This is a genomic window from Ruegeria arenilitoris (assembly GCF_013030985.1).
GTDB lineage: Bacteria > Pseudomonadota > Alphaproteobacteria > Rhodobacterales > Rhodobacteraceae > Ruegeria > Ruegeria arenilitoris_B.
On record NZ_WPYP01000001.1, the window covers coordinates 1121625 to 1141372 of the forward strand.

Here is a 19748-nt window from a genome sequence, read left to right on the forward strand (position 1 = left end):
TCTCCTGTGAAATACGATTTTCGGAGTTTGACTGATGCAGGACCTGTCCCCCCGTGCGGCTGACCTTTTGGCCCACCGTCTTTACGAGGCCGGATGCCGCCACGCCTTCGGGATGCCGGGCGGCGAAGTTCTGACGCTGGTCGACGCGCTGGAACAGGCTGGGATCACCTTTCACCTGACCAAACACGAAAACGCCGCAGGGTTCATGGCCGAGGCCGTGCATCACCGCGACGGCGCGCCTGCAATTTTGGTGGCGACGCTTGGCCCCGGCGCGATGAACGGGATCAACGTGGTCGCCAACGCGCTGCAGGACCGTGTACCGATGATCGTGTTGACCGGCTGCGTCGATGCGGACGAGGCGCTGACCTATACCCATCAGGTCATGGATCATGCGCAGGTCTATCGCTCGATCACCAAGGGCACGTTCACTCTGACCGCGCAAGGTGCGGACATCGTGGCTGACAAGGCTGTGTCGTTGGCCAACCAGCCGCGTCCCGGCCCGGTGCATATCGACGTACCGATCTCGGTTGCGGATACGCGCGTATCCGGCGTCAAACGCCGCCGCCTCTCAAAACCCGCCGCTGTCGCGCCCGAGGGGAATTGCGTGGAAAAAGCCCGCCGCTGGGTGGCCGAGGCCGAGCGCCCCATCGCGATTGTGGGTCTGGACGTGCTCTATGACGACTCGCGCAATGTGGTGCAGGCGTTTCTGGAGCATTTCAGCATTCCCTTCGTTACCACCTACAAGGCCAAGGGTGTGGTCCCCGAGGATCATCCTCTGTGTCTCGGTGGCGTGGGCCTGTCACCGTTGGCCGACAAACATCTGGTGCCGCTGGTTGAACAGTCCGATCTGGTTCTGTGCCTTGGCTATGACCCCATCGAAATGCGCCCGGGCTGGCGCGAGATCTGGGACCCCGACGAAAAGCGGGTCATCGATATCTCTGCCGTGGTCAACGACCACTATATGCATCATGCCGAATTGAATTTGGTGGCCCATACCGGTGCCACGCTTGAGGCCATCGCCAAAGGCAACCCTGCCCGCGCGACATGGCCGGGTGGTGAGCCCGCACGGGTCAAAGCCGCCTTGGCGCAGGCCTTCCCCACCGATGACAACTGGGGGCCTGCCGCGGTGATCGCCGAGACCCGTGCCACTCTGCCCACCGAAACACTGGCAACCGCCGATAGCGGCGCGCATCGTATCCTGCTGAGCCAGATGTGGGACTGCCACGAAGAACGCGGGCTGATCCAATCCTCGGCGTTGTGCACCATGGGCTGCGCGGTGCCGATGGCGATTGGCCTGAAACTGGCCGAACCAGACCGCCCGGTGATCAGCTTCTCGGGCGATGCCGGGTTCTTGATGGTCGCCGGAGAACTATCGACCGCCGCCGAGATGGGCGGAAACCCGATCTTTCTGGTCTTTGTCGATGCCAGCCTTGCGCTGATCGAACTGAAACAACGGCAACGCCAGATGGGCAACAAAGGCGTGGACTTCGATCGCCACGACTTTGCCGCCATGGGTCGGGCCTTTGGTGGCAACGGCCACACCGTCCGCAACCGCGCTGAACTACGCGCCGCTCTTGATGCAGCCGTCAAGGCCGATACATTCACCGTAATCGCTGCCGAGATTGACCGTGGAGGCTATGATGGCCGGATCTGAGGGACCGCTGAAGGGTATAAAAGTACTGGACCTCAGCCGTATTCTGGCCGGGCCAACCTGCACGCAATTGCTGGGCGATCTGGGCGCCAGCGTCATCAAGATCGAAAACCCGGCGACCGGCGGGGACGACACGCGGCAATGGGGCCCTCCGTATGTCAAGGATGCGGACGGCAACCGCTCGGACCTGAGCGCCTATTTCATGTCGACCAACCGCAACAAGAAATCGGTGGCCATTGACATCACCTCGGCTGAGGGTCAGGCGCAGATCAAGCGGCTGGCCGCGCAGGCGGATATCCTGATCGAGAATTTCAAACCCGGCGGTCTGGCGAAATATGGGCTGGACTACGCGACCCTCTCGCCCGAGTTTCCCAGCCTCGTTTATTGCTCGATCTCGGGCTATGGCCAGACCGGGCCGAACGCGTCCAAACCCGGCTATGACCTGATGGCGCAGGGCTATGGCGGGATCATGTCACTGACCGGTGACGCTGACGGGGCCCCGATGAAGGTGGGCGTTGGCATCGCTGACGTGATGTGCGGGATGTACGCGACCGTCGGCATTCTGGCCGCGCTGCGCCATCGCGATCAGACCGGTGAAGGCCAGCAGATCGATCTGGCACTGGTCGATACGCAGGTGTCATGGCTGATAAATGAGGGTGTGAATTACCTGACCTCGGGCGATGTGCCCCAGCGGCGCGGCAACGGTCACCCCAATATCGTGCCCTATGACGTTTATGAAACCGCCGATGGTCACGTCATTCTGGCCGTCGGAAACGATGGCCAGTTCCGCCGCTTTTGCGAGTTCATCGGTCATCCGGAACTGGCAGACGACCCGCGCTTTGCCACCAATCCCGCACGGCTGGAAAACCGCGACGCCCTGAACGCGGTGCTGCGCCCGGCGGTGCAGACCTACGCCACGGCCACCGTTATCGCCGAGCTTGAAACCCGCAAAGTGCCCGTTGGTCCGGTGCAAACGCTGGACCAGGTTTTTGCCACAAATCAGGTCGCGGCGCGGCAAATGCAGATCGCCATGCAGGCCGCCCCGGGCGAGGTGAAATTGATCGGCAATCCGCTGAAACTGTCCCGCACGCCTGTAACATATCGCAGTGCCCCGCCCGTATTTGGGGCGGACACTCAGGCTGTACTGAACGCCGAAAATCCATTCGAAGATTGAAACACAGCCCCCATTTCGGCGGCAAGTTGCTGAAACATGCCGTTGAATCGGCGGTTTTTTTCACGTTTTCCACACACGGCATTTCACCAATTCGAGAGCAGCGGCGATACTGATACGACGCCACTGAAGTCTCTGCTAAATCAGATATTGTACAAATTCATAATTGGATCGGATAACTCCCATGAAACAAGATGTGTTCGGACAGATGAACACCCTCAGCCAGCCCGCAAGCGTCGAGGCGTGGAATGGTGTTCTGCTTGGCTTCATGGCGCATTCGGCCAGCACGCCGCAGCATCTGGGCAAAGTGCTTGAGCTTGAGCCCGACTTTGCCCTGGGTCATGCGATCAAAGGTCTGTTCATGGTCCTGCTGGGCCGACGTGAGATGACGGCAGTCGCGGTTGAGGCATTGTCAGCCGCGAACGCAGCGGCAGAACGGCAGCCGGTTTCCGCGCGCGAGCAGCTGTATATCGAGGCGCTGGGCCTTTATCTGGCCGACCTGCCCTCGCAGGCTGTTCACAAGTTCGAAGAAATTCTGCGTGCCCACCCGCAGGACACGCTGGCAATGAAACTCAGCCACGCGACGCGGTTCGTTCTGGGCGACTCGGCCGGGATGCGCCGCTCGATCGAACGGGTGATGCCCGCCTATGCGCCTGATCATCCCGGACGCGGTTATCTGCTGGGCTGTCATTCCTTCGCTCTGGAAGAAACCGGTGCCTATGAAAAAGCCGAGATTGCCGGACGTCAGGCGCTGTGGATGGTGTCGGACGACGCATGGGGCCTGCACGCGGTAGCCCACGTGCACGAGATGACGGGCAACGCGCAGTTGGGTCTGGATTGGTTGGCCGGGCGCGAGGACGCTTGGACTCACTGTAACAACTTCCGCTATCACGTCTGGTGGCACAAAGCGCTGATGCATCTGGATCTGGGTCAGGTCGACCGGGTGATGGAGCTGTATGACAACTACATCCGTCAGGACAAAACTGACGACTACCGCGATATTTCGAACGCCACCTCGCTGCTGTCGCGGCTAGAGTTGGAAGGCGTCGATGTCGGCAACCGCTGGGAAGAGCTGGCCGATCTCAGCGCTGCCCGGACCGAGGATGGTTGCCTGATTTTTGCCGATCTGCACTACCTTCTGGCCCTGACCGGGGACAACCGCACCGACGCGACAAACAAGATGTTGAAGCGTATCCAGAAGGACGCGCAGCGCAATCAGGGGGACACCCCGATCCGCATGTCCGATCCGGGCATTGCAGCCGCCAAAGGGCTTGAGGCCTTCGGCGAAGGCCTTTACGGTTCGGCATTCGACTTTTTATCGAGCGCCCGTAGTGGTATGCAGCTGGCAGGGGGCAGCCACGCCCAACGTGATGTATTCGAGCGCATCACAATTGATTCCGGCCTGCGCGCGGGCCGTCTGGATGCTGTCGAGCGCATCCTGGACGATCGCCGCGCCAAACGCGCCGGAGGCGAGGATAATTACGCTCTGGCGCGCCGCGCATTGATAGACGCGGCCCGCGATGACCGAGACGCACAAAGCGTTCCGGCTGAATAACAAAACAAAAAAAGACCAAGAAGGACAGAATACGTATGGCGACAGCTTCGCCCGCTTCTGATTTTGCGCCTGTGGTGGCCTCGACGGCTGCCCCTGCGCGCACGCGCGACCCGCGGCTGGATTTCTATCGCGGCATCGCGATGTTCATCATTCTGATCGCGCATATCCCCAACGACCCATGGGCCAAGTGGATTCCCGCTCGATTCGGGTTCTCGGACGCGACCGAGATATTCGTGTTCTGCTCGGGCATGGCCTCAGCCATCGCATTCGGCGGCGCGTTTCTGCGCAAAGGCTGGTGGATGGGCACGGCCCGCGTCGCCTTCCGCATCTGGCAGGTCTACTGGGCGCATATCGCGCTGTTCTTCTTTGTCGCCATGACCATGGCGGCGCTGGATCAGAGCGGACTGTTCGAGAAAAACTATATCTCGTCACTGAATTTGCAGCATTTCTTCAATGACCCGGCGCCTCAGATTGTCGGGATGTTCACCCTGACTTATGTGCCGAACTACTTCGACATCCTGCCGATGTATCTGGTGGTTCTGGCGATGATGCCGCTGGTCATGGGCCTGTCGCGGATCGGGTTCTGGGCAGTTGCCTTGGCCTCGATCACGCTGTGGCTGGTCGCACAGACCGACGCGCTGGACCTGCCGGCCGAGCCTTGGTCGGACCGTCAGTGGTTTTTCAACCCCTTTGGCTGGCAGTTGCTGTTCTTCACCGGGTTCGCCTTCATGCGCGGCTGGCTACCGGCGCCTCCGGTATCGAAAACACTGATCTGGGCGGCGGCGCTGTTCCTGATCTTCTCGATGCCTTTTGGTTCGTGGAAAGTGTTCACCTGGATCAACGCGGCAGCCCCTGATCTGGCCGAGGAAATCCGCAAGGTCTGGCCGGTTACCAAGGAACTCCGCGACAAGACGGATTTCGGCCTGTTCCGTTACCTGCACTTCCTGTCTCTGGCCTATCTGGGTTGGGTCGTAGCGGGCGAGCATGGCCACCGCCTGATCGCCACCGGGCACGGCGCTGCGGCCAAAGTCTGGCAATTCCTTCTGACCGTGATCACCAAGGTCGGGCAGCAATCGCTGGCAGTGTTCGTATTTTCCATGGCGGCAGCACGGCTTATCGGCGTCGGACTGGACCTGAGTGGGCGAGATGTTGCCAGCGTCTTCATCGCAAACATGATTGGATTTGCGATGATCATCGGCGTTGCTTACATGGCCGCTTGGTTCAAGTCACAACCCTGGAAGTCGAAAAAATGAACTTTACACGTCGCGCATTTCTGGCCTCGACTTCGGCGCTTGCCTTTGCGCCGGCCACGTTTGCCACCGGCGGGGAAACTCCGTTTGACCGCAACGACGTCATCGCCATGGCCCGGGAACTGGCCAGCCAGCCTTATGCCGAACGCGAGATGGTGCCGCAGGAATGGCAGGATCTGACGTATGAGCAATACCGCTCGATCCGGTTCCGTCTGGACCGCGCGCTTTGGTATGAGACCGAGACACCCTTCAACGTCGATTTCTTCACCCCCGGCCTGTACTTCCCGCGCACGGTAAAGGTGATGACGGTCGAAAACGGGATGGCTGCGCCTGTCGCCTTTGACCTGTCCATGTTCGACAAGTCCGAGGACGTGCCGGAATTGCCGATCGACGACACGCTGGGCTTTTCCGGCCTGCGCCTGCGCACCGAGATGCACCGCCCCGGCAAAACCGACGAATTCTGCGTCTGGCAAGGGGCCAGCTATTTCCGTGCCATTGGTCTGCACGAGGTCTACGGTCTGTCCGCCCGCGGTCTGGCGTTGAAGACCGGCGACCCGGATGGTGAGGAATTCCCCGAATTCATCCGCTTCTGGCTGGAACGCCCGAAACCCGGCCAGCGCGACATGGTTGTCCACGCGCTGATGGACAGCCCCAGCGTGACCGGTGCCTATCGGTTCAACGTCACCGCCGGTGCTGATTGCGTGATGGATATCGAGGCCACACTGTTCCCACGCGAAGAGCTGACCCATGTCGGCATCGCCCCCGGCACCTCGATGTTCCTGTTCGATCAGACCAACCACAGCCGGTTCGACGATTTCCGCCCCGCCGTGCATGACAGCGACGGTCTACTGATCCGCAACGGCGCCGGAGAGGTGCTGTGGCGCCCGCTGGCCAACCCCACGCGGCTGCAGTTTTCATCCTTTGTCGACATGAACCCGCGCGGGTTTGGCCTGATGCAGCGCAAGCGTGAATTCTCGGACTACGCGGATCTTGAGGCGAATTACCACAAGCGCCCAGGCCTGTGGGTCGAACCCAATGGCGATTGGGGCAAAGGGGCCGTCACTCTGGTTGAGATTCCGGCCGATCAGGAAATCTATGACAACATCGTTGCCTACTGGCGGCCTGCCGAACCCTACGCGGCAGGTAGCCAGGTCGATCTGTCCTACCGCCTGATCTGGGGCGAGGAACCCCAGCGCACGCCGATGCCACGCGTGATCAACACCGCGATGGGTGAGAACACCTTTGGCGAAGGGCGTCTGGCGGTTATCGACTTTGAGGAAAGTGAGCTGTTCGACGACCCCGAGGCGATGACGATCTTTGTCGACTCGCCCCATGCCGAAACCTCCGAAGGCGTACTGCAGCACAACCCGGACACCGGCGGGCTGCGGTTGGCGTTTTCGTTCCAGCCGGGCGACCGCAATCACGTGGAACTGCGCGCGCAGTTGCTGAAAGACAAACAACCGGCCTCTGAGGTCTGGCTTTACCGTTGGACCGCATGACCCAGGATTTGCACATAATGCCCCCCGAGGCACCCCTGGCCATGCCCGCGCAGAATTTCAGCACGGACTTCCGGGATGCGCAGGTGCCAGCGGGCCAGCGCCCCTCGGCCGGGTTCTGGCGCACGTTGGCATTTTCCCCGGCCATGGCGGCCACGCTGGGCCTGCTGTGGGTCATGAGCGATTGGTTCGGGGCCGAAGGGATCAACCTGATCGAGGGCATCCTGCTGGCACTGATCTCGTTCAACTTCTTCTGGATTTCCTTCACGGTCTGCACTGTGTTGCTGGGCATGGTGTCTCTGTCGCGACAGGAACAGCCGAAACGCGAAACCCGCCCGCAGCCACTGCGCGTGGCACTGCTTACACCGGTCTACAACGAGGTGCCGTGGAACGTGCTGGGCAACGCCCGCACGATGCTCGAGGATCTGCGCGCGCGGGGTGGTCAGCACCACTATGCCATGTTTATCCTCTCCGACACCCGCGACCCCGAGATCGCGGCGCAGGAACAGGCCAGTGTCGAGGCTTTGCGCACCACCCTCGCCCCCGGTCTTGAGCTGTATTACCGTCGGCGTGAAGATAACACCGACCGCAAAGTTGGTAACATCGCCGATTGGGTCAGCCGTTGGGGGGCCGATTGGGATGCGATGCTGGTACTGGATGCCGACAGCCTGATGACAGGCCGCGCCATCCTGCGTCTGACGGACTCGCTGGCGCGCGATCCCGGTGCGGGTCTGATCCAGAGCTATCCGCAACTGATCGGCGCACAGTCGGTCTTTGCCCGGATGCAGCAGTTCGCCAACGGCGTCTACGGCATCGCCTTTGCCGAAGGTCTGGCGCGCTGGTGCGGGCAGGAAGGCAACTACTGGGGCCATAACGCCATCATCCGCACACGGGCCTTTGCCACAAGTGCGGGCCTGCCAAAACTGCGGGCCTACAACGGTCAGGAAAAGCTGATCATGAGCCACGATTTTGTCGAGGCCGGTCTGTTGCGCCGCGCCGGTTGGGGCGTGCGCTTCCTGCCGCGTATTCGGGGCTCGTACGAAGAAACTCCGCCCACGCTGATCGATCATGCCCTGCGGGATCGTCGCTGGTGCCAGGGCAACCTGCAGCACCTGAAATTGCTGGGCTCGACAGGTTTCCGTGCCGTGTCGCGCTTTCACATGTTCCACGGTGCGGTCGGTTACCTGATGTCGCCGCTGTGGTTCGCGCTGCTGGTGATGTGGGCGCTGATTGGTCAGGGCGAGGATGCCTCGGTCCTGCATTATTTCAGCCCTGACAACCCGATGTTCCCACAGTGGCCCGAGATGTCGGAAACCCGTCACGTGCTGATCATTCTGGTGATGTACGCGATGCTGCTGGCCCCCAAGGTGCTGGGCGTTCTGGCCCTGCCCCTGAGCGGGGTGCGCTATGCCGAGTTCGGCGGCGGGTCCAAGTTCGTGACGTCCTTCCTGGCCGAGGTGATCCTGTCGATCCTCTATGCACCGATCCTGATGGTGCAGCAGATGATTGCGGTGTTCCGCACGGCGCTTGGCATTCAAAAGGGCTGGTCCCCGCAGGCGCGCGACGGCGGCACCTATACCCTGCGCACCCTGATCCTGTGCCACACATTGGAAACCATTAGCGGCGTCGCGCTGAGCGTTGGTATCCTGTCCGGCCTCGTCTCGGTCTGGCTGGCGCCGATCGCGATCAGCCTTGCGCTGGCCATCCCTCTGTCCGCGCTCAGCGGTGTTTCGGCTGGCGCGGCGCGGCGCATGGTCGGCATGAGAGAGGACTTCCGCGAGCCCGCGATCACCCGCTCGGCCCGGCGTCACCGGGACGAACTGAAGCGTCTGATCGAGGGCAAAGGTGTGATGACCCCGGCAGAGTAAAGCGCTTTGCGTTTCATTCGAGTTTCGTATCGAAATGCGCGTTCGACCGAAGGGAGAGGCAGCGTATTTCGATGCAAGTCATACGCAAAGCGCTTGGATCAACCGCCGGGCAGACCTTCATACCAGTCGACCATCATGTCCGCCCAACCCTTGGGCACACCATGACCGCCGGGGAACAGCGCGAATTCCAGCGCGCTACCCTCGGCGCATCCGGTCCAATAACGTCGCATGAATTGGCCGGTGGTGGAAAACCCGCTGGGTTTGGTGTCGACGCATTCGTTGGCAACGCGCCAAATCTCAAGACCGGCGAAGATGTCCCCTTGATGGAACCGACCGCCGCCCAACAGCCGCCCCTCCAACGGCACCACATTGTCGGTCCAGCCATGGGTGTGGAACATCCGTATCGGGCCTTCACAGGCTTCGGGATGCGGACGCCAGAAGCCGCCCGACACCGGAACATAGGCCGAAAACGTGTCCGGCGCGGCGCAGGCGAGGTAATAGACCATGAATGCACCAGCAGAAAACCCGCCCAGTACCACCCGGTCGGCATCCACCCCGAACCGGTCCGAGGCGTCCTGAACCACTTCGACCAAAAACGTCGTTTCATCGCGCCCTTCCCATCCGGGAAAGAAGTTCCAGCTTTGGCGACCATTGCGCTCGGACCCTTCCGGCGCCATCACAGCGTACCCCCGCGCCAGCAATGGTTCGACCATATTGCGGTTTTTCAGGGTACCGGCGGCCGTGCCGCCATAGCCGTGCAGGAATACCACCAACGGCGGGTTTTCCGCCTCGGGCAGTTCGATGTGATAACCGCCCGAGGCGGTTTTGCACATGCCCTCCTGGTCGGCACACGCGGCAAGGCCAGCCTGCGCCGCCAGCACCAGCCCGGTTGCCAGCGTCAATTCCCGGATCATCCAGTCTCTCCTGTATTGTGCTGAACCGGCAACCCGGCGCGCACCCATCCCGGCCCTGCGGCCGACCCCAGCATCCCCTCAGGCACATCTATGATATTGGTGAATCCGGCCTCGGTCAGCCGATTGCTCAGACGGGCCGAACGCACCCCACGAGCGCAGATCAGCGCAACCGGAATAGTGCGGTCCCCGCCGGTCAGTTGCGCCAGCACCTGCTCGAAATCATCGCGACGCATATCCAGCGGGTACGCGCCCTGGCCAACACCCGTGGCCTTCCACTCGCGCGGGGTTCGGATATCCACCAACAGGACATCGCCCGACAGCGCCTGCTGATGGGCATCCTCGACGCTCAACTGGCCGCCTGTGTAATCCGGAGGGATCAGGCGATACTGCCGGATGGCAAAACCGGTGACGACGACAGCGCCACCTCCCAACAAAACCCACCTTCGGGCTCGGTTCACTGTTTCTGCCATACAGCACCCTCCTGCGCAGACAGGCTGGTTCTATCACAATCGCCGGTCTGGCGCTGTGCTGAAATCCACCCCGAAGATCAAGTTCGCGTCATTATTTCGCACCTGAAACGCCACCTGTTCCATAGCCCTAGAGCGCAGTGAAATTCTTGCAATAGCTGGACAGTCGGAAAATTATCTTTACAAAATCAGGACTACTATTGACCGCTCAGACCGGAGTATCGCACTTGTCCCTATTCCTCATCGCGGCCCTTCCCTTCCTCGGAGCTGTATTCCCAGCCCTCCTGATCCGGGCAGGACGAAACGCAGCCGCCTCGGCGGCGGGCTTGACTACATTCCTGGCGCTCATGGGACTGTTGATCCACATCCCCTCGGTCATGCGCGGAGAGGTCGTGACCGCCCGGTTCGAGTGGATACCCGCGCTGGGTCTGAATGCGAATTTCATGCTGGACGGACTGGGATTTCTGTTTGCCCTGCTGATCCTCGGCATCGGACTGCTGATTATCCTTTACGCACGGTTCTACCTGTCGCGCGAGGACCCGATGGGGCAGTTCTACACCTATCTGCTGCTGTTTCAGGGCGCGATGGTTGGGATTGTTCTGTCTGACAATATCCTTCTTTTGCTTATTTTCTGGGAGCTTACGTCGCTTAGCTCATTCCTTCTGATCGGCTATTGGAAGCACCTGCCCGCAGGTCGTCAGGGCGCGCGGATGGCGCTGGCCGTTACCGGTTCCGGCGGGCTGGCGATGATTGCCGGGATGCTGATCCTTGGCAATATCGTGGGGTCTTATGACCTGAGCGTGATCCTGCAGAACAAGGAACTGATCCAGGCGTCGCCCTATTACATGCCGGCGCTGATCCTGATCCTGCTGGGCTGTTTCACCAAATCGGCGCAGTTCCCGTTCCACTTCTGGCTGCCGCACGCGATGGCCGCACCGACGCCGGTTTCGGCCTATCTGCACTCGGCCACGATGGTGAAGGCCGGGCTGTTCCTGATGGCGCGGATGTGGCCGGTTCTGGCGGGGACCGATGCGTGGTTCTATATCGTTGCGACCACGGGTCTGGTGACCATGCTGATCGGCGCCTGCATCGCGCTGTTCAAGGACGACCTCAAGGCGCTGTTGGCGTTTTCGACCGTGTCGCATCTGGGTCTGGTGACGATGCTGCTGGGGTTCGGCACCAAGATTGCCGTCGTGGCCGCTATCTTCCACATCATCAATCACGCGACTTTCAAATGTGCGCTGTTCATGGCCGCCGGGATTGTGGATCACGAAACCGGAACGCGGGATATCAAGCGATTGGGCGGGCTGCGGCAACTAATGCCGATCACCTTTACCATCGGCACGATTGCCGCCCTGTCGATGGCGGGCCTGCCGCCGCTGAACGGCTTCCTGTCCAAGGAAATGATGCTGGAAGAGACGGTTCACACCACGTGGCTGCACTCGCACTATCTGGTGCCGGGGCTGGCACTGCTGGCGGCGCTGTTCTCGGCGGCCTATTCCTTCCGCTTTGTCAGCCATGTCTTCCTTGGCCCGCAACGCACCGATTACCCGCACCACCCGCATGACCCACCTGTCGGGCTGTGGCTGGCCCCGGCTTTCCTTGTGGTGCTGGTGGTTCTGATCGGGCTGTATTCGGCGGCTATTGTCGGGCCCTTGGTTGCGGTTGTGTCCAGCGCTGTGATCGGTGGTGAGAAACTGCCCTACTACTCGCTGAAACTGTGGCATGGATTCACGCCTGCGCTTTACATGTCGGCCGTGGCCACACTGGGCGGCCTGTTCCTGCTTGCGCTGCACCGCCGGGGAGAGGCGCTTTGGAATGCCCTGCCCCGTCCCGAGGCCAAGACGATCTTTGACGCCGTGATCGGCGCCTTGACCACGCTCAGCCGCTGGCTCACCGACACGTTGCACAATGGTGTGATCAGCCGCTATGCGATCATCCTGATCGCCTTCACCGTCGGACTTGGCTACTACGCCTATACAACCGGAACGATTGGTCCGGAAACGCGCGAGCCCTTGCCGATTCAGATCATCCCGTTCATCGGCTGGATCTGTCTGGTTGCCGCAACGCTGGCGATCATGTGGTTCCACCGCAACCGCCTGTTGTCACTGGTGCTGATCGGTGTGGTCGGCCTGATCGTCTCAATGGCGTTCAACTATCTGTCGGCTCCGGACCTGGCGTTGACGCAGATCTCGGTCGAGGTGGTGACGATGATCCTGTTGCTGCTGTCGCTGAACTTCCTGCCCACCGAAACGCCGTGGGACAGCAGCGCCGCACGACGCTGGCGCGATGCGGCGATCTCGGTCGTGGCGGGTCTTGGCACCGGCGGGCTGATCTATGCGCTGATGCTGCGGGATTTTGCCTTCCCGACGATTTCGGACTTCCATCTGGCGAACTCGTATAAAGGCGGTGGCGGCACCAACGTGGTCAACGTGATCCTGGTCGACTTCCGGGGCTTTGATACCTTTGGTGAGATCATCGTTCTGGGCATCGCCGCCCTGATCATCTTTGCATTGACCGAGGCTGTTCTGGGCTCGAACGTCCGTGCCTATCTGCTGAACCGCAAGCCGCATTGGCCGCAATCGGGGGACTCGCACCCGCTGATGATGGTGGTGGCGACCCGCGTGATGATGCCCATTGCCCTGATGGTTGGTGCCTACATCTTTTTCCGCGGACACAACCAGCCGGGTGGCGGGTTCATCGCCGGGCTGATCGTCGCCATTGCGTACCTGATGCAATACATGGCCAGCGGCTACACCTGGGCCATCGAACGGCAGCGCTTCTATTACCACGGAACAATCGGCTGGGGTGTTCTGATCGCCGCCGCAACCGGTCTGGGCGCGTGGTTCAACGACCGTCCCTTCCTGACCAGCGACTTCGGCTATATCCACTGGCCACCGTTGGAAGAGTTCGAATGGGCGACCGCTATCCTGTTTGACACCGGCGTGTTCCTTGCGGTTCTGGGCGCGGTGATGCTGGCGCTGGACAGCCTTTCGCGCTTTGCATGGCAGCCGGGCATGGCACAGGAATTCCCGATGGATATCAACCCGCTGCGGGATAACCCTCGGGACGAAGAACAAGAGAAGGAGCAGGCCTGATGGAAGCGCTCGTAGCCTCAGCCGTAGGCATTCTGACCGCTGCCGGGATTTTCCTGATCCTGCGCCGCCGGACATTTCCCGTGATCCTGGGCCTGTCACTGATCACCTATGCGGTGAACGTGTTCCTGTTCGCCACCGGGCGGCTGGCGCTGGACGCGCCCGCCGTTCTGAACAAATACGAAGACGTCCCCTATACCGACCCGCTGCCACAGGCGCTGGTGCTGACGGCCATTGTGATCTCGTTCGGGATGACGGCGGTGATCGTGATGATCGCGCTTTCGGCCTACTTGTCCTCGAAGGATGACCATATCGACATGACCGCGCAGGACAGCGTGGACGCGCCGGGAGAAGACGCATGAACCACTGGATCGTAGCGCCGATCGTCCTGCCCGCGATCCTGGCCCCGTTCATCATCATGGTCCTGCGATATCACCTGGACCTGCAACGCATCTTCTCGGTTGCTGGTGTCATTGGCCTACTGGGGATCGCCCTGACCATCACCGCGCAGGCGTCTGGCGGCGATATTCAGGTCTATGAACTGGGCAACTGGCCTGCACCGTTCGGCATCGTGATGGTGCTGGATCGGCTGTCGGCCATGATGGTCCTGCTGACCGCCCTGCTGGCCCTGCCCATTGTGCTCTATGCCATTGCCTCGGGCTGGGACGAGAGGGGCAAGCACTTTCACGCGCTGTTCCATTTCCAGCTTATGGGTGTCTGCGGTGCGTTCCTGACCGGTGACGCATTCAACCTGTTCGTGTTCTTCGAAGTCCTGCTGATCGCATCTTACGGCCTGATGACACATGGCGGTGGTGCGGTGCGTCTGAAGGCGGGCGTTCAGTATGTTGCCTACAACCTGCTGGGCTCGACCCTGTTCCTGTTTGCGCTGGGAACGCTCTACGGTGTGACCGGGACGCTGAACATGGCCGATATGGCAATGCGTGTGGCCGAACTGCCCGCCGACGATACGGCGCTGCTGCGTGTGGGGGCCGTGCTGCTGCTGCTGGTGTTCTGCATCAAAGCCGCCGTTCTGCCGCTGCACTTCTGGCTGCCTGCCAGCTATGCCAACGCGCCCCTGCCGGTCGCCGCACTGTTTGCGATCATGACCAAGGTCGGCGCTTATTCGATCCTGCGGATGTACACGCTGGGCTTCGGCCCCGAGGTCGAGGCGACGCAAGGGCTGATCGGTGCATGGCTGCAACCGGCTGCGCTGGTGACACTGGCCATTGGCACCATCGGCATTCTCGGCACGCAGCACATCGCGCGGATGGTCGCCTTTTGCGCCATCGCGTCGATGGGGACACTGTTGATTGCCATTTCGCTGTTCACGGAAACCGCCACCGCTGCGGCGCTCTACTACATCTATCATTCAACCCTTGCGACGGCATTGCTGTTCCTTGTGGCTGACTTTGTGATGGAGCGTCAGGGCGGCTCCATCGAACCCAAAACACCCATGCCGCAGAGCGGTCTGATCTCGGCCCTGTTCTTTGTCGGTGCCATCGCGCTGGCGGGGATGCCGCCGCTGTCGGGCTTCATTGGCAAACTGCTGGTTCTGGACGCGTCCCGCGACGCGCCGGATGCAAACGCGATCTGGGCCGTGGTTCTGATAGGGTCGTTTGTCACCATCGTCGGGCTGGCACGCGCAGGTTCGCTGATTTTCTGGAAAAGCCACGACGCCCAACACAACCCAACGCCAGAAGCGGAAGAGAAGATCCTCGCCCAACCCGCGCCGGAGCCAAATGCAGGGCTGGCCTTTACGTCCGTCTTTGGGCTGGTGCTGGGCCTTGTCATGCTGACCCTGTTCGCGGGTCCAGCTCTGAATTATGCTGGCAAAACCGCTGAGCAGCTGTTCACACCCGAACACTACATCTCGGCCGTTCTGGGAGGAGAAGAATGATGAGACTTCTGCACCGGATTTTCCCGCACCCTCATCTGACCATCCTGCTGACAATTGTGTGGGTTCTGCTTGCCAATGAACCCTCGCTGAACTCGCTCGTCTTCGGCCTGATCCTTGGGATTATCATCCCGTTCGTCACACAGCCCTACTGGCCCGACCGCCCCAAGCTGCGCAACTGGCCGATGGTGGTGGAATATATGCTGGTGGTGCTGTGGGATATCGTGATTGCCAATATCACGGTGGCAAAGATCATCCTGTTCAAACGCGATGCCGACCGGCAACCCAACTGGATTTGCGTCCCGCTGGAACTGCGCACGCCCGAGGCGATCACGGTTCTGGCCGGAACCATCACCATGACCCCGGGCACGGTCAGTTCGGACCTTTCGGCACAAGGGCATAACCTGCTGGTTCACTGCCTGGATGCGCCCGACCCGGATGCTGTGCGGGATCAGATCAAACAGCGCTATGAACGTCGCCTGAAGGAGATTTTCGAATGATCGAGGTTGCGATCTGGTTTGCCTTCGCCTGTTTTGGTACGGCCATCATGCTGTGCCTGTATCGGATCATTTCGGCCGAAGGTGTCGGCACCCGCGTTCTTGCGCTGGATACGATGGTGATCAATACCATCGCCCTGATGATCCTGTACGGGCTGCATCTGGGAACCGAGATTTTCTTCGAGGCCGCCATGATCATCGCCATGCTCGGCTTTGTTTCAACCGTGGCTTATGCGCGCTTCATGCTGCGCGGCAATATCATCGAGTGAGGGCGGTATGGAGTTCCTTTTTGAAATTCTGATCGCCTTCTTCCTGATCATCTCGGGCATCTTCGGCTTTGTCGGGTCGTTTGGGATGATCAAGCTGAAAGACCCGATGTCCCGCTTGCACGCCCCCACCAAGGCGACCACGCTGGGCGTCGGCGGCGTGTTGCTGGCCTCGATCTGCCACTCGATCCTGATCGAGCAGCACCTGTCGATGCACGAACTGCTGATCACCCTGTTTTTGTTCCTGACCGCGCCGATCACGGCCCTGTTCATTGCCAAATGGCACATTCACCGCCATGAAAAGCCCAGCGATCTGCCGGACGCGGGCGAGGATGAGCTATGGGCCACCCACGCGGTCGAACAGGTCGAAGACGTCCCTGAACACACAGCGAACTGACACACATGCATACCCCCCCACTGCCCCTGACCCGTGATCTGGTTCTGATTGGCGGTGGGCATACACATGCACTGGTGCTGCGAAAATGGGGGATGAACCCGCTGCCGGGGGCACGGGTGACGGTGATCAATCCCGGCCCCACTGCGCCCTATTCCGGGATGCTGCCCGGCTTTGTCGCGGGACACTATGAGCGCGGTGAACTGGATATCGACCTTGTGCGTCTGGCCCGTTTCGCCGGTGCGCGCGTCATTCTCGGCCCGGTCGAAGGGATCGACATTGATCGGCGTCTGGTTCACGTGCCTGATCGCCCTCCGGTGGCGTTCGACGTCGCCTCGGTCAATGTGGGCATCACCTCGGACATGCCCGCCCTGCCCGGTTTTGCCGACCATGCGATCCCGGCCAAACCGCTGGGGCCTTTCGCGGCTCGGTGGGCCTCGTATTTGCAGGGCACCGGCCCCGCGTCGGTCGCGGTAATCGGCGGCGGCGTGGCGGGGGTTGAACTGGTGATGGCTATGGCCCACGCCCTGCGCGCCAAAGGCCGCGCGGCGCGGGTGACACTGATCGACAGCGCCCAAGCCCTGACCGCTACAAAGCCAAAGGCGAGCGCGACCATTCGCAAGGCAATGGCTGATCTGAACGTTGATCTGATCGAAAACACGCCCATTTCCCGCATCGAGGCCGATCATGTTGTTCTGGAGGATGGCAGTGAGATTCCAGCCGCTTTCGTAACCGGCGCCGCCGGTGCCCGCCCCTATGACTGGATCGCCCAAACGGGCCTTGACCTGCAAGACGGCTACATCCGCGTGAACGGGTTCCTGCAATCCAGCGACCCAGTGATCTTTGCCGCCGGGGATTGCGCCCATCTGTCGGAGAACCCGCGCCCCAAGGCGGGGGTTTACGCGGTCCGAGAGGCTCCGGTCCTGTTCGACAACCTGCGCGCCGCATTGGGGGCAGGACGGATGCGGCGGTACAAGCCGCAGAAGGATTACCTGAAACTGATTTCTCTGGGTGGAAAATCCGCACTGGCCGAGCGGCTGGGCACCTCGTTCAGTGGGCCGCTGATGTGGCGCTGGAAGGACCATATCGATCAGACCTTCATGAACAGGTTCCGCAACCTGCCCGAAATGGCGCCCCCACCGCTGCCGCGCTTTCACGCATCGGGATTGCAAGAGGCACTGGGCAAGAAGCCCATGTGCGGCGGTTGCGGTGCAAAAGTCGGGCGCGGCGCGCTGCAAGCAGCGCTGCACGACCTGCCCGCGCCAGCGCGCGCCGACATCACTCCCCTGCCCGGCGATGACGCAGCCCTGCTGACGACCGGCAGAGCGCGGCAGGTTTTGACCTCGGACCATTTGCGCAGCTTCACCAATGACCCGGTGCTAATGACCCGTATCGCCGCCGTTCACGCGCTTGGGGATATCTGGGCCATGGGCGCCAGCCCGCAAGCGGCAACTGCAACAATCATCCTGCCGCGCATGTCGCCGGCCTTGCAGCACCGAACGATGGCCGAGATCATGACCACGGCGACCGAGGTCATGCACGACGCCGGGGCCGAGATCGTGGGCGGTCACAGCTCAATGGGCGATGAGATGACCATTGGCTTCACCCTCACCGGTCTATGCGAGACCGACCCGATCACCCTGTCGGGTGCCCATCCAGGCGACGCGCTGATACTAACAAAACCTTTGGGCAGCGGCGTGTTGATGGCCGCTGAAATGGCGGTCAAAGCCCGGGGCGAATGGGTTGTCGATGCCTTCCGGCAAATGGTTCAGCCGCAAGGAGAAGCCTCCCGCATTCTGGCAGGGGCCCATGCGATGACCGACGTGACGGGCTTTGGTTTGGCCGGACATCTGTTGGGCATGTGCGAGGCCTCGGACTGCGGCGCAATGCTGGATCTGGACGCAATTCCGCTGATGGCTGGCGCGCTGGAGCTGAGTACGCAAGGCGTCCGATCAACGATTTTCGGCGAAAACCGGTCCATTGCCCCTGACCTTCCGTTTGGCGACAAGGCCGATCTGTTGTTTGACCCGCAAACCGCCGGAGGGCTGTTGGCCGCCGTTGCGCCCGATCAGGCGCAGGGGCTGTGCGAAAAGCTGAGGCACGCGGGCTATCCGGCGGTCATCATCGGGCACATATCCGACACACCGGGTCTGCGCCTTCAAAGCTGATCCAAAATCCTCTCGATCCGCGCGGCCGTGTCTTTCTGGCCTGCATCGTCAAGTGTGGCCGCATCGACTTGCGCCACAACCTCGGCCCTGCGGGCCCGGCTGGACTTGGCATAGGACGGGTCATAATGCTGCTCCATCAACGCCTGCGTCAGCGCCTGTTTGTCACCGGCGTCGATTAGGGAAAGCCAGCCATCCACAACTTCATGGCCCCGATGGAACCGCAGCGGAGAAAGCCGGTCTCGCAAACGGTCCGCATCCGACAGAATGTCGTCATAGGCGTTGACCAGATAAGCGGTGCGCGCCTTGATCGAAGCCTGGACCTGAATACGCGGTGCGTTGCGCAGCGCGGTCCACAGACTGGGCGGAAGGATCAGTGTTCCGATTTTTGACGATTCCGCCTCAACCACAACCGGGCGCGCGGGATCAAGCCCGCACAGTGCCGCGGCCAGAGTGGATTCAAACGCCTTCTGGCTGGGTTGCCCACCTGGCATCTCACCCAGCAATGAACCGCGATGATTGGCCAGCCCTTCAAGGTCCAGAACCTGAACGCCGCGCCTATTCAGATGTACTAGAAGGTCTGTCTTGGCCGTGCCCGTATAGCCGTCCAACGCGATCAGACGATGCGGCAAGGGGTCCTGATACAGAAACCGGTTTACCAGGCGCCGATAGGTGCGGTACCCGCCCTTGACCACCTCGGCCCGCCATCCGATCTGTTGCAGCATCCAAGTGAATGACCCCGACCGCTGCCCGCCCCGCCAGCAATAGACCAGAGGTTTCCAGCCACCTTCGTGATGCGCCAGGCTGTGTTCGATGTGGTTGGCTGCATTGCGGAATACCAGCGCCGCGCCCAGTTTGCGGGCCAGAAACGGGCTTTCCTGCACATAGATCGTGCCCACCCGCGCGCGTTCCTCATTGTCCAGAACCGGAAAGTTGATGGCCCCGGGCAGATGATCCTCGGCAAACTCTGCCGGGCTGCGCACATCGATCACCGTATCGAAGTCATGCGCATAGAGGCCGGGCAGGTCGGTGAAGTTCAAAGCCATATCAAGGGTCTATCCTGCA

16 protein-coding genes are annotated in these 19748 nt (G+C 61.3%); 13 read left to right on the forward strand and 3 right to left on the reverse strand.

Translation table 11 applies throughout. From position 1 onward, the window contains the following. Nucleotides 1–34: 34 nt before the first annotated feature. The 6 genes from GOX88_RS05605 (at nucleotide 35) to mdoH (ending at nucleotide 8991) form a co-directional block, all read left to right on the forward strand. Complete coding sequence (locus GOX88_RS05605) at nucleotides 35–1654, forward strand: thiamine pyrophosphate-binding protein (protein ID WP_170400150.1); 1620 nt, start codon at nucleotides 35–37, stop codon at nucleotides 1652–1654. Further along, complete coding sequence (locus GOX88_RS05610) at nucleotides 1641–2825, forward strand: CaiB/BaiF CoA transferase family protein (RefSeq protein WP_170400152.1); 1185 nt, start codon at nucleotides 1641–1643, stop codon at nucleotides 2823–2825. The genes GOX88_RS05605 and GOX88_RS05610 overlap by 14 nt, the downstream gene beginning before the upstream one ends. Before the next feature lie 181 nt (nucleotides 2826–3006). Next, entirely contained in the window at nucleotides 3007–4377 is a 1371-nt protein-coding gene (locus GOX88_RS05615) for a tetratricopeptide repeat protein (RefSeq protein ID WP_170400154.1), read from the forward strand. 35 nt (nucleotides 4378–4412) lie between these two features. Continuing rightward, nucleotides 4413–5630 carry an OpgC family protein gene (locus tag GOX88_RS05620; RefSeq protein ID WP_170400156.1) on the forward strand — a complete coding sequence of 406 codons (1218 nt, stop codon included), beginning with the start codon at nucleotides 4413–4415 and terminating at the stop codon, nucleotides 5628–5630. Beyond that, nucleotides 5627–7126, forward strand: a complete 1500-nt coding sequence (locus GOX88_RS05625; RefSeq protein ID WP_170400158.1) for a glucan biosynthesis protein — start codon at nucleotides 5627–5629, stop codon at nucleotides 7124–7126. Before GOX88_RS05620 ends, GOX88_RS05625 begins: the two co-directional genes overlap by 4 nt. Then, a complete protein-coding gene (mdoH, locus tag GOX88_RS05630) occupies nucleotides 7123–8991 on the forward strand; it encodes a glucans biosynthesis glucosyltransferase MdoH (RefSeq protein WP_170400160.1) in 1869 nt (622 codons plus the stop codon). The genes GOX88_RS05625 and mdoH overlap by 4 nt, the downstream gene beginning before the upstream one ends. Nucleotides 8992–9089: 98 nt before the next feature. On the opposite strand, the gene GOX88_RS05635 is transcribed toward mdoH, so the two are convergent. Next, a complete protein-coding gene (locus GOX88_RS05635; protein ID WP_170400162.1) occupies nucleotides 9090–9905 on the reverse strand; it encodes an alpha/beta hydrolase family esterase in 816 nt (271 codons plus the stop codon). Further along, on the reverse strand, nucleotides 9902–10375 hold the full coding sequence (locus tag GOX88_RS05640) for a rhodanese-like domain-containing protein (protein WP_170400163.1): 474 nt from the start codon (nucleotides 10373–10375) through the stop codon (nucleotides 9902–9904). Before GOX88_RS05640 ends, GOX88_RS05635 begins: the two co-directional genes overlap by 4 nt. Before the next feature lie 224 nt (nucleotides 10376–10599). On the opposite strand from GOX88_RS05640, the gene GOX88_RS05645 reads away from it, so the two are divergent. From GOX88_RS05645 to selD, 7 genes are read left to right on the forward strand one after another with little or no spacing between them, the layout of a single operon-like run. Next, a complete protein-coding gene (locus tag GOX88_RS05645) occupies nucleotides 10600–13470 on the forward strand; it encodes a monovalent cation/H+ antiporter subunit A (RefSeq protein ID WP_170400165.1) in 2871 nt (956 codons plus the stop codon). Continuing rightward, nucleotides 13470–13829: a Na+/H+ antiporter subunit C gene (locus GOX88_RS05650; RefSeq protein ID WP_170325456.1), complete on the forward strand. Its 360-nt coding sequence runs from the start codon at nucleotides 13470–13472 to the stop codon at nucleotides 13827–13829. Before GOX88_RS05645 ends, GOX88_RS05650 begins: the two co-directional genes overlap by 1 nt. Continuing rightward, nucleotides 13826–15364 (forward strand): monovalent cation/H+ antiporter subunit D, encoded by a 1539-nt coding sequence (locus GOX88_RS05655; RefSeq protein ID WP_170400167.1) that lies wholly within the window; start codon nucleotides 13826–13828, stop codon nucleotides 15362–15364. Before GOX88_RS05650 ends, GOX88_RS05655 begins: the two co-directional genes overlap by 4 nt. Then, on the forward strand, nucleotides 15364–15861 hold the full coding sequence (locus tag GOX88_RS05660; protein WP_170400266.1) for a Na+/H+ antiporter subunit E: 498 nt from the start codon (nucleotides 15364–15366) through the stop codon (nucleotides 15859–15861). Before GOX88_RS05655 ends, GOX88_RS05660 begins: the two co-directional genes overlap by 1 nt. Beyond that, nucleotides 15858–16127, forward strand: a complete 270-nt coding sequence (locus GOX88_RS05665; RefSeq protein WP_170400169.1) for a K+/H+ antiporter subunit F — start codon at nucleotides 15858–15860, stop codon at nucleotides 16125–16127. The genes GOX88_RS05660 and GOX88_RS05665 overlap by 4 nt, the downstream gene beginning before the upstream one ends. Before the next feature lie 7 nt (nucleotides 16128–16134). Then, nucleotides 16135–16521 carry a Na+/H+ antiporter subunit G gene (locus GOX88_RS05670; protein WP_170400171.1) on the forward strand — a complete coding sequence of 129 codons (387 nt, stop codon included), beginning with the start codon at nucleotides 16135–16137 and terminating at the stop codon, nucleotides 16519–16521. 5 nt (nucleotides 16522–16526) lie between these two features. Next, nucleotides 16527–18686 (forward strand): selenide, water dikinase SelD, encoded by a 2160-nt coding sequence (selD, locus tag GOX88_RS05675; RefSeq protein ID WP_170400173.1) that lies wholly within the window; start codon nucleotides 16527–16529, stop codon nucleotides 18684–18686. Here selD and mnmH read toward each other — a convergent pair. After that, nucleotides 18677–19729 (reverse strand): tRNA 2-selenouridine(34) synthase MnmH, encoded by a 1053-nt coding sequence (gene mnmH / locus GOX88_RS05680; RefSeq protein WP_170400175.1) that lies wholly within the window; start codon nucleotides 19727–19729, stop codon nucleotides 18677–18679. The genes selD and mnmH overlap by 10 nt on opposite strands. Nucleotides 19730–19748: the final 19 nt, after the last annotated feature.

Coding starts and splice junctions, on each gene's coding strand:
- GOX88_RS05605 (WP_170400150.1), top strand. CDS start 35: ATGCAGGACCTGTCCCCCCGTGCGGCTGACCTTTTGGCCCACCGTCTT.
- GOX88_RS05610 (WP_170400152.1), top strand. CDS start 1,641: ATGGCCGGATCTGAGGGACCGCTGAAGGGTATAAAAGTACTGGACCTC.
- GOX88_RS05615 (WP_170400154.1), top strand. CDS start 3,007: ATGAAACAAGATGTGTTCGGACAGATGAACACCCTCAGCCAGCCCGCA.
- GOX88_RS05620 (WP_170400156.1), top strand. CDS start 4,413: ATGGCGACAGCTTCGCCCGCTTCTGATTTTGCGCCTGTGGTGGCCTCG.
- GOX88_RS05625 (WP_170400158.1), top strand. CDS start 5,627: ATGAACTTTACACGTCGCGCATTTCTGGCCTCGACTTCGGCGCTTGCC.
- mdoH (WP_170400160.1), top strand. CDS start 7,123: ATGACCCAGGATTTGCACATAATGCCCCCCGAGGCACCCCTGGCCATG.
- GOX88_RS05635 (WP_170400162.1), bottom strand. CDS start 9,905: ATGATCCGGGAATTGACGCTGGCAACCGGGCTGGTGCTGGCGGCGCAG.
- GOX88_RS05640 (WP_170400163.1), bottom strand. CDS start 10,375: ATGGCAGAAACAGTGAACCGAGCCCGAAGGTGGGTTTTGTTGGGAGGT.
- GOX88_RS05650 (WP_170325456.1), top strand. CDS start 13,470: ATGGAAGCGCTCGTAGCCTCAGCCGTAGGCATTCTGACCGCTGCCGGG.
- GOX88_RS05655 (WP_170400167.1), top strand. CDS start 13,826: ATGAACCACTGGATCGTAGCGCCGATCGTCCTGCCCGCGATCCTGGCC.
- GOX88_RS05660 (WP_170400266.1), top strand. CDS start 15,364: ATGAGACTTCTGCACCGGATTTTCCCGCACCCTCATCTGACCATCCTG.
- GOX88_RS05665 (WP_170400169.1), top strand. CDS start 15,858: ATGATCGAGGTTGCGATCTGGTTTGCCTTCGCCTGTTTTGGTACGGCC.
- GOX88_RS05670 (WP_170400171.1), top strand. CDS start 16,135: ATGGAGTTCCTTTTTGAAATTCTGATCGCCTTCTTCCTGATCATCTCG.
- selD (WP_170400173.1), top strand. CDS start 16,527: ATGCATACCCCCCCACTGCCCCTGACCCGTGATCTGGTTCTGATTGGC.
- mnmH (WP_170400175.1), bottom strand. CDS start 19,729: ATGGCTTTGAACTTCACCGACCTGCCCGGCCTCTATGCGCATGACTTC.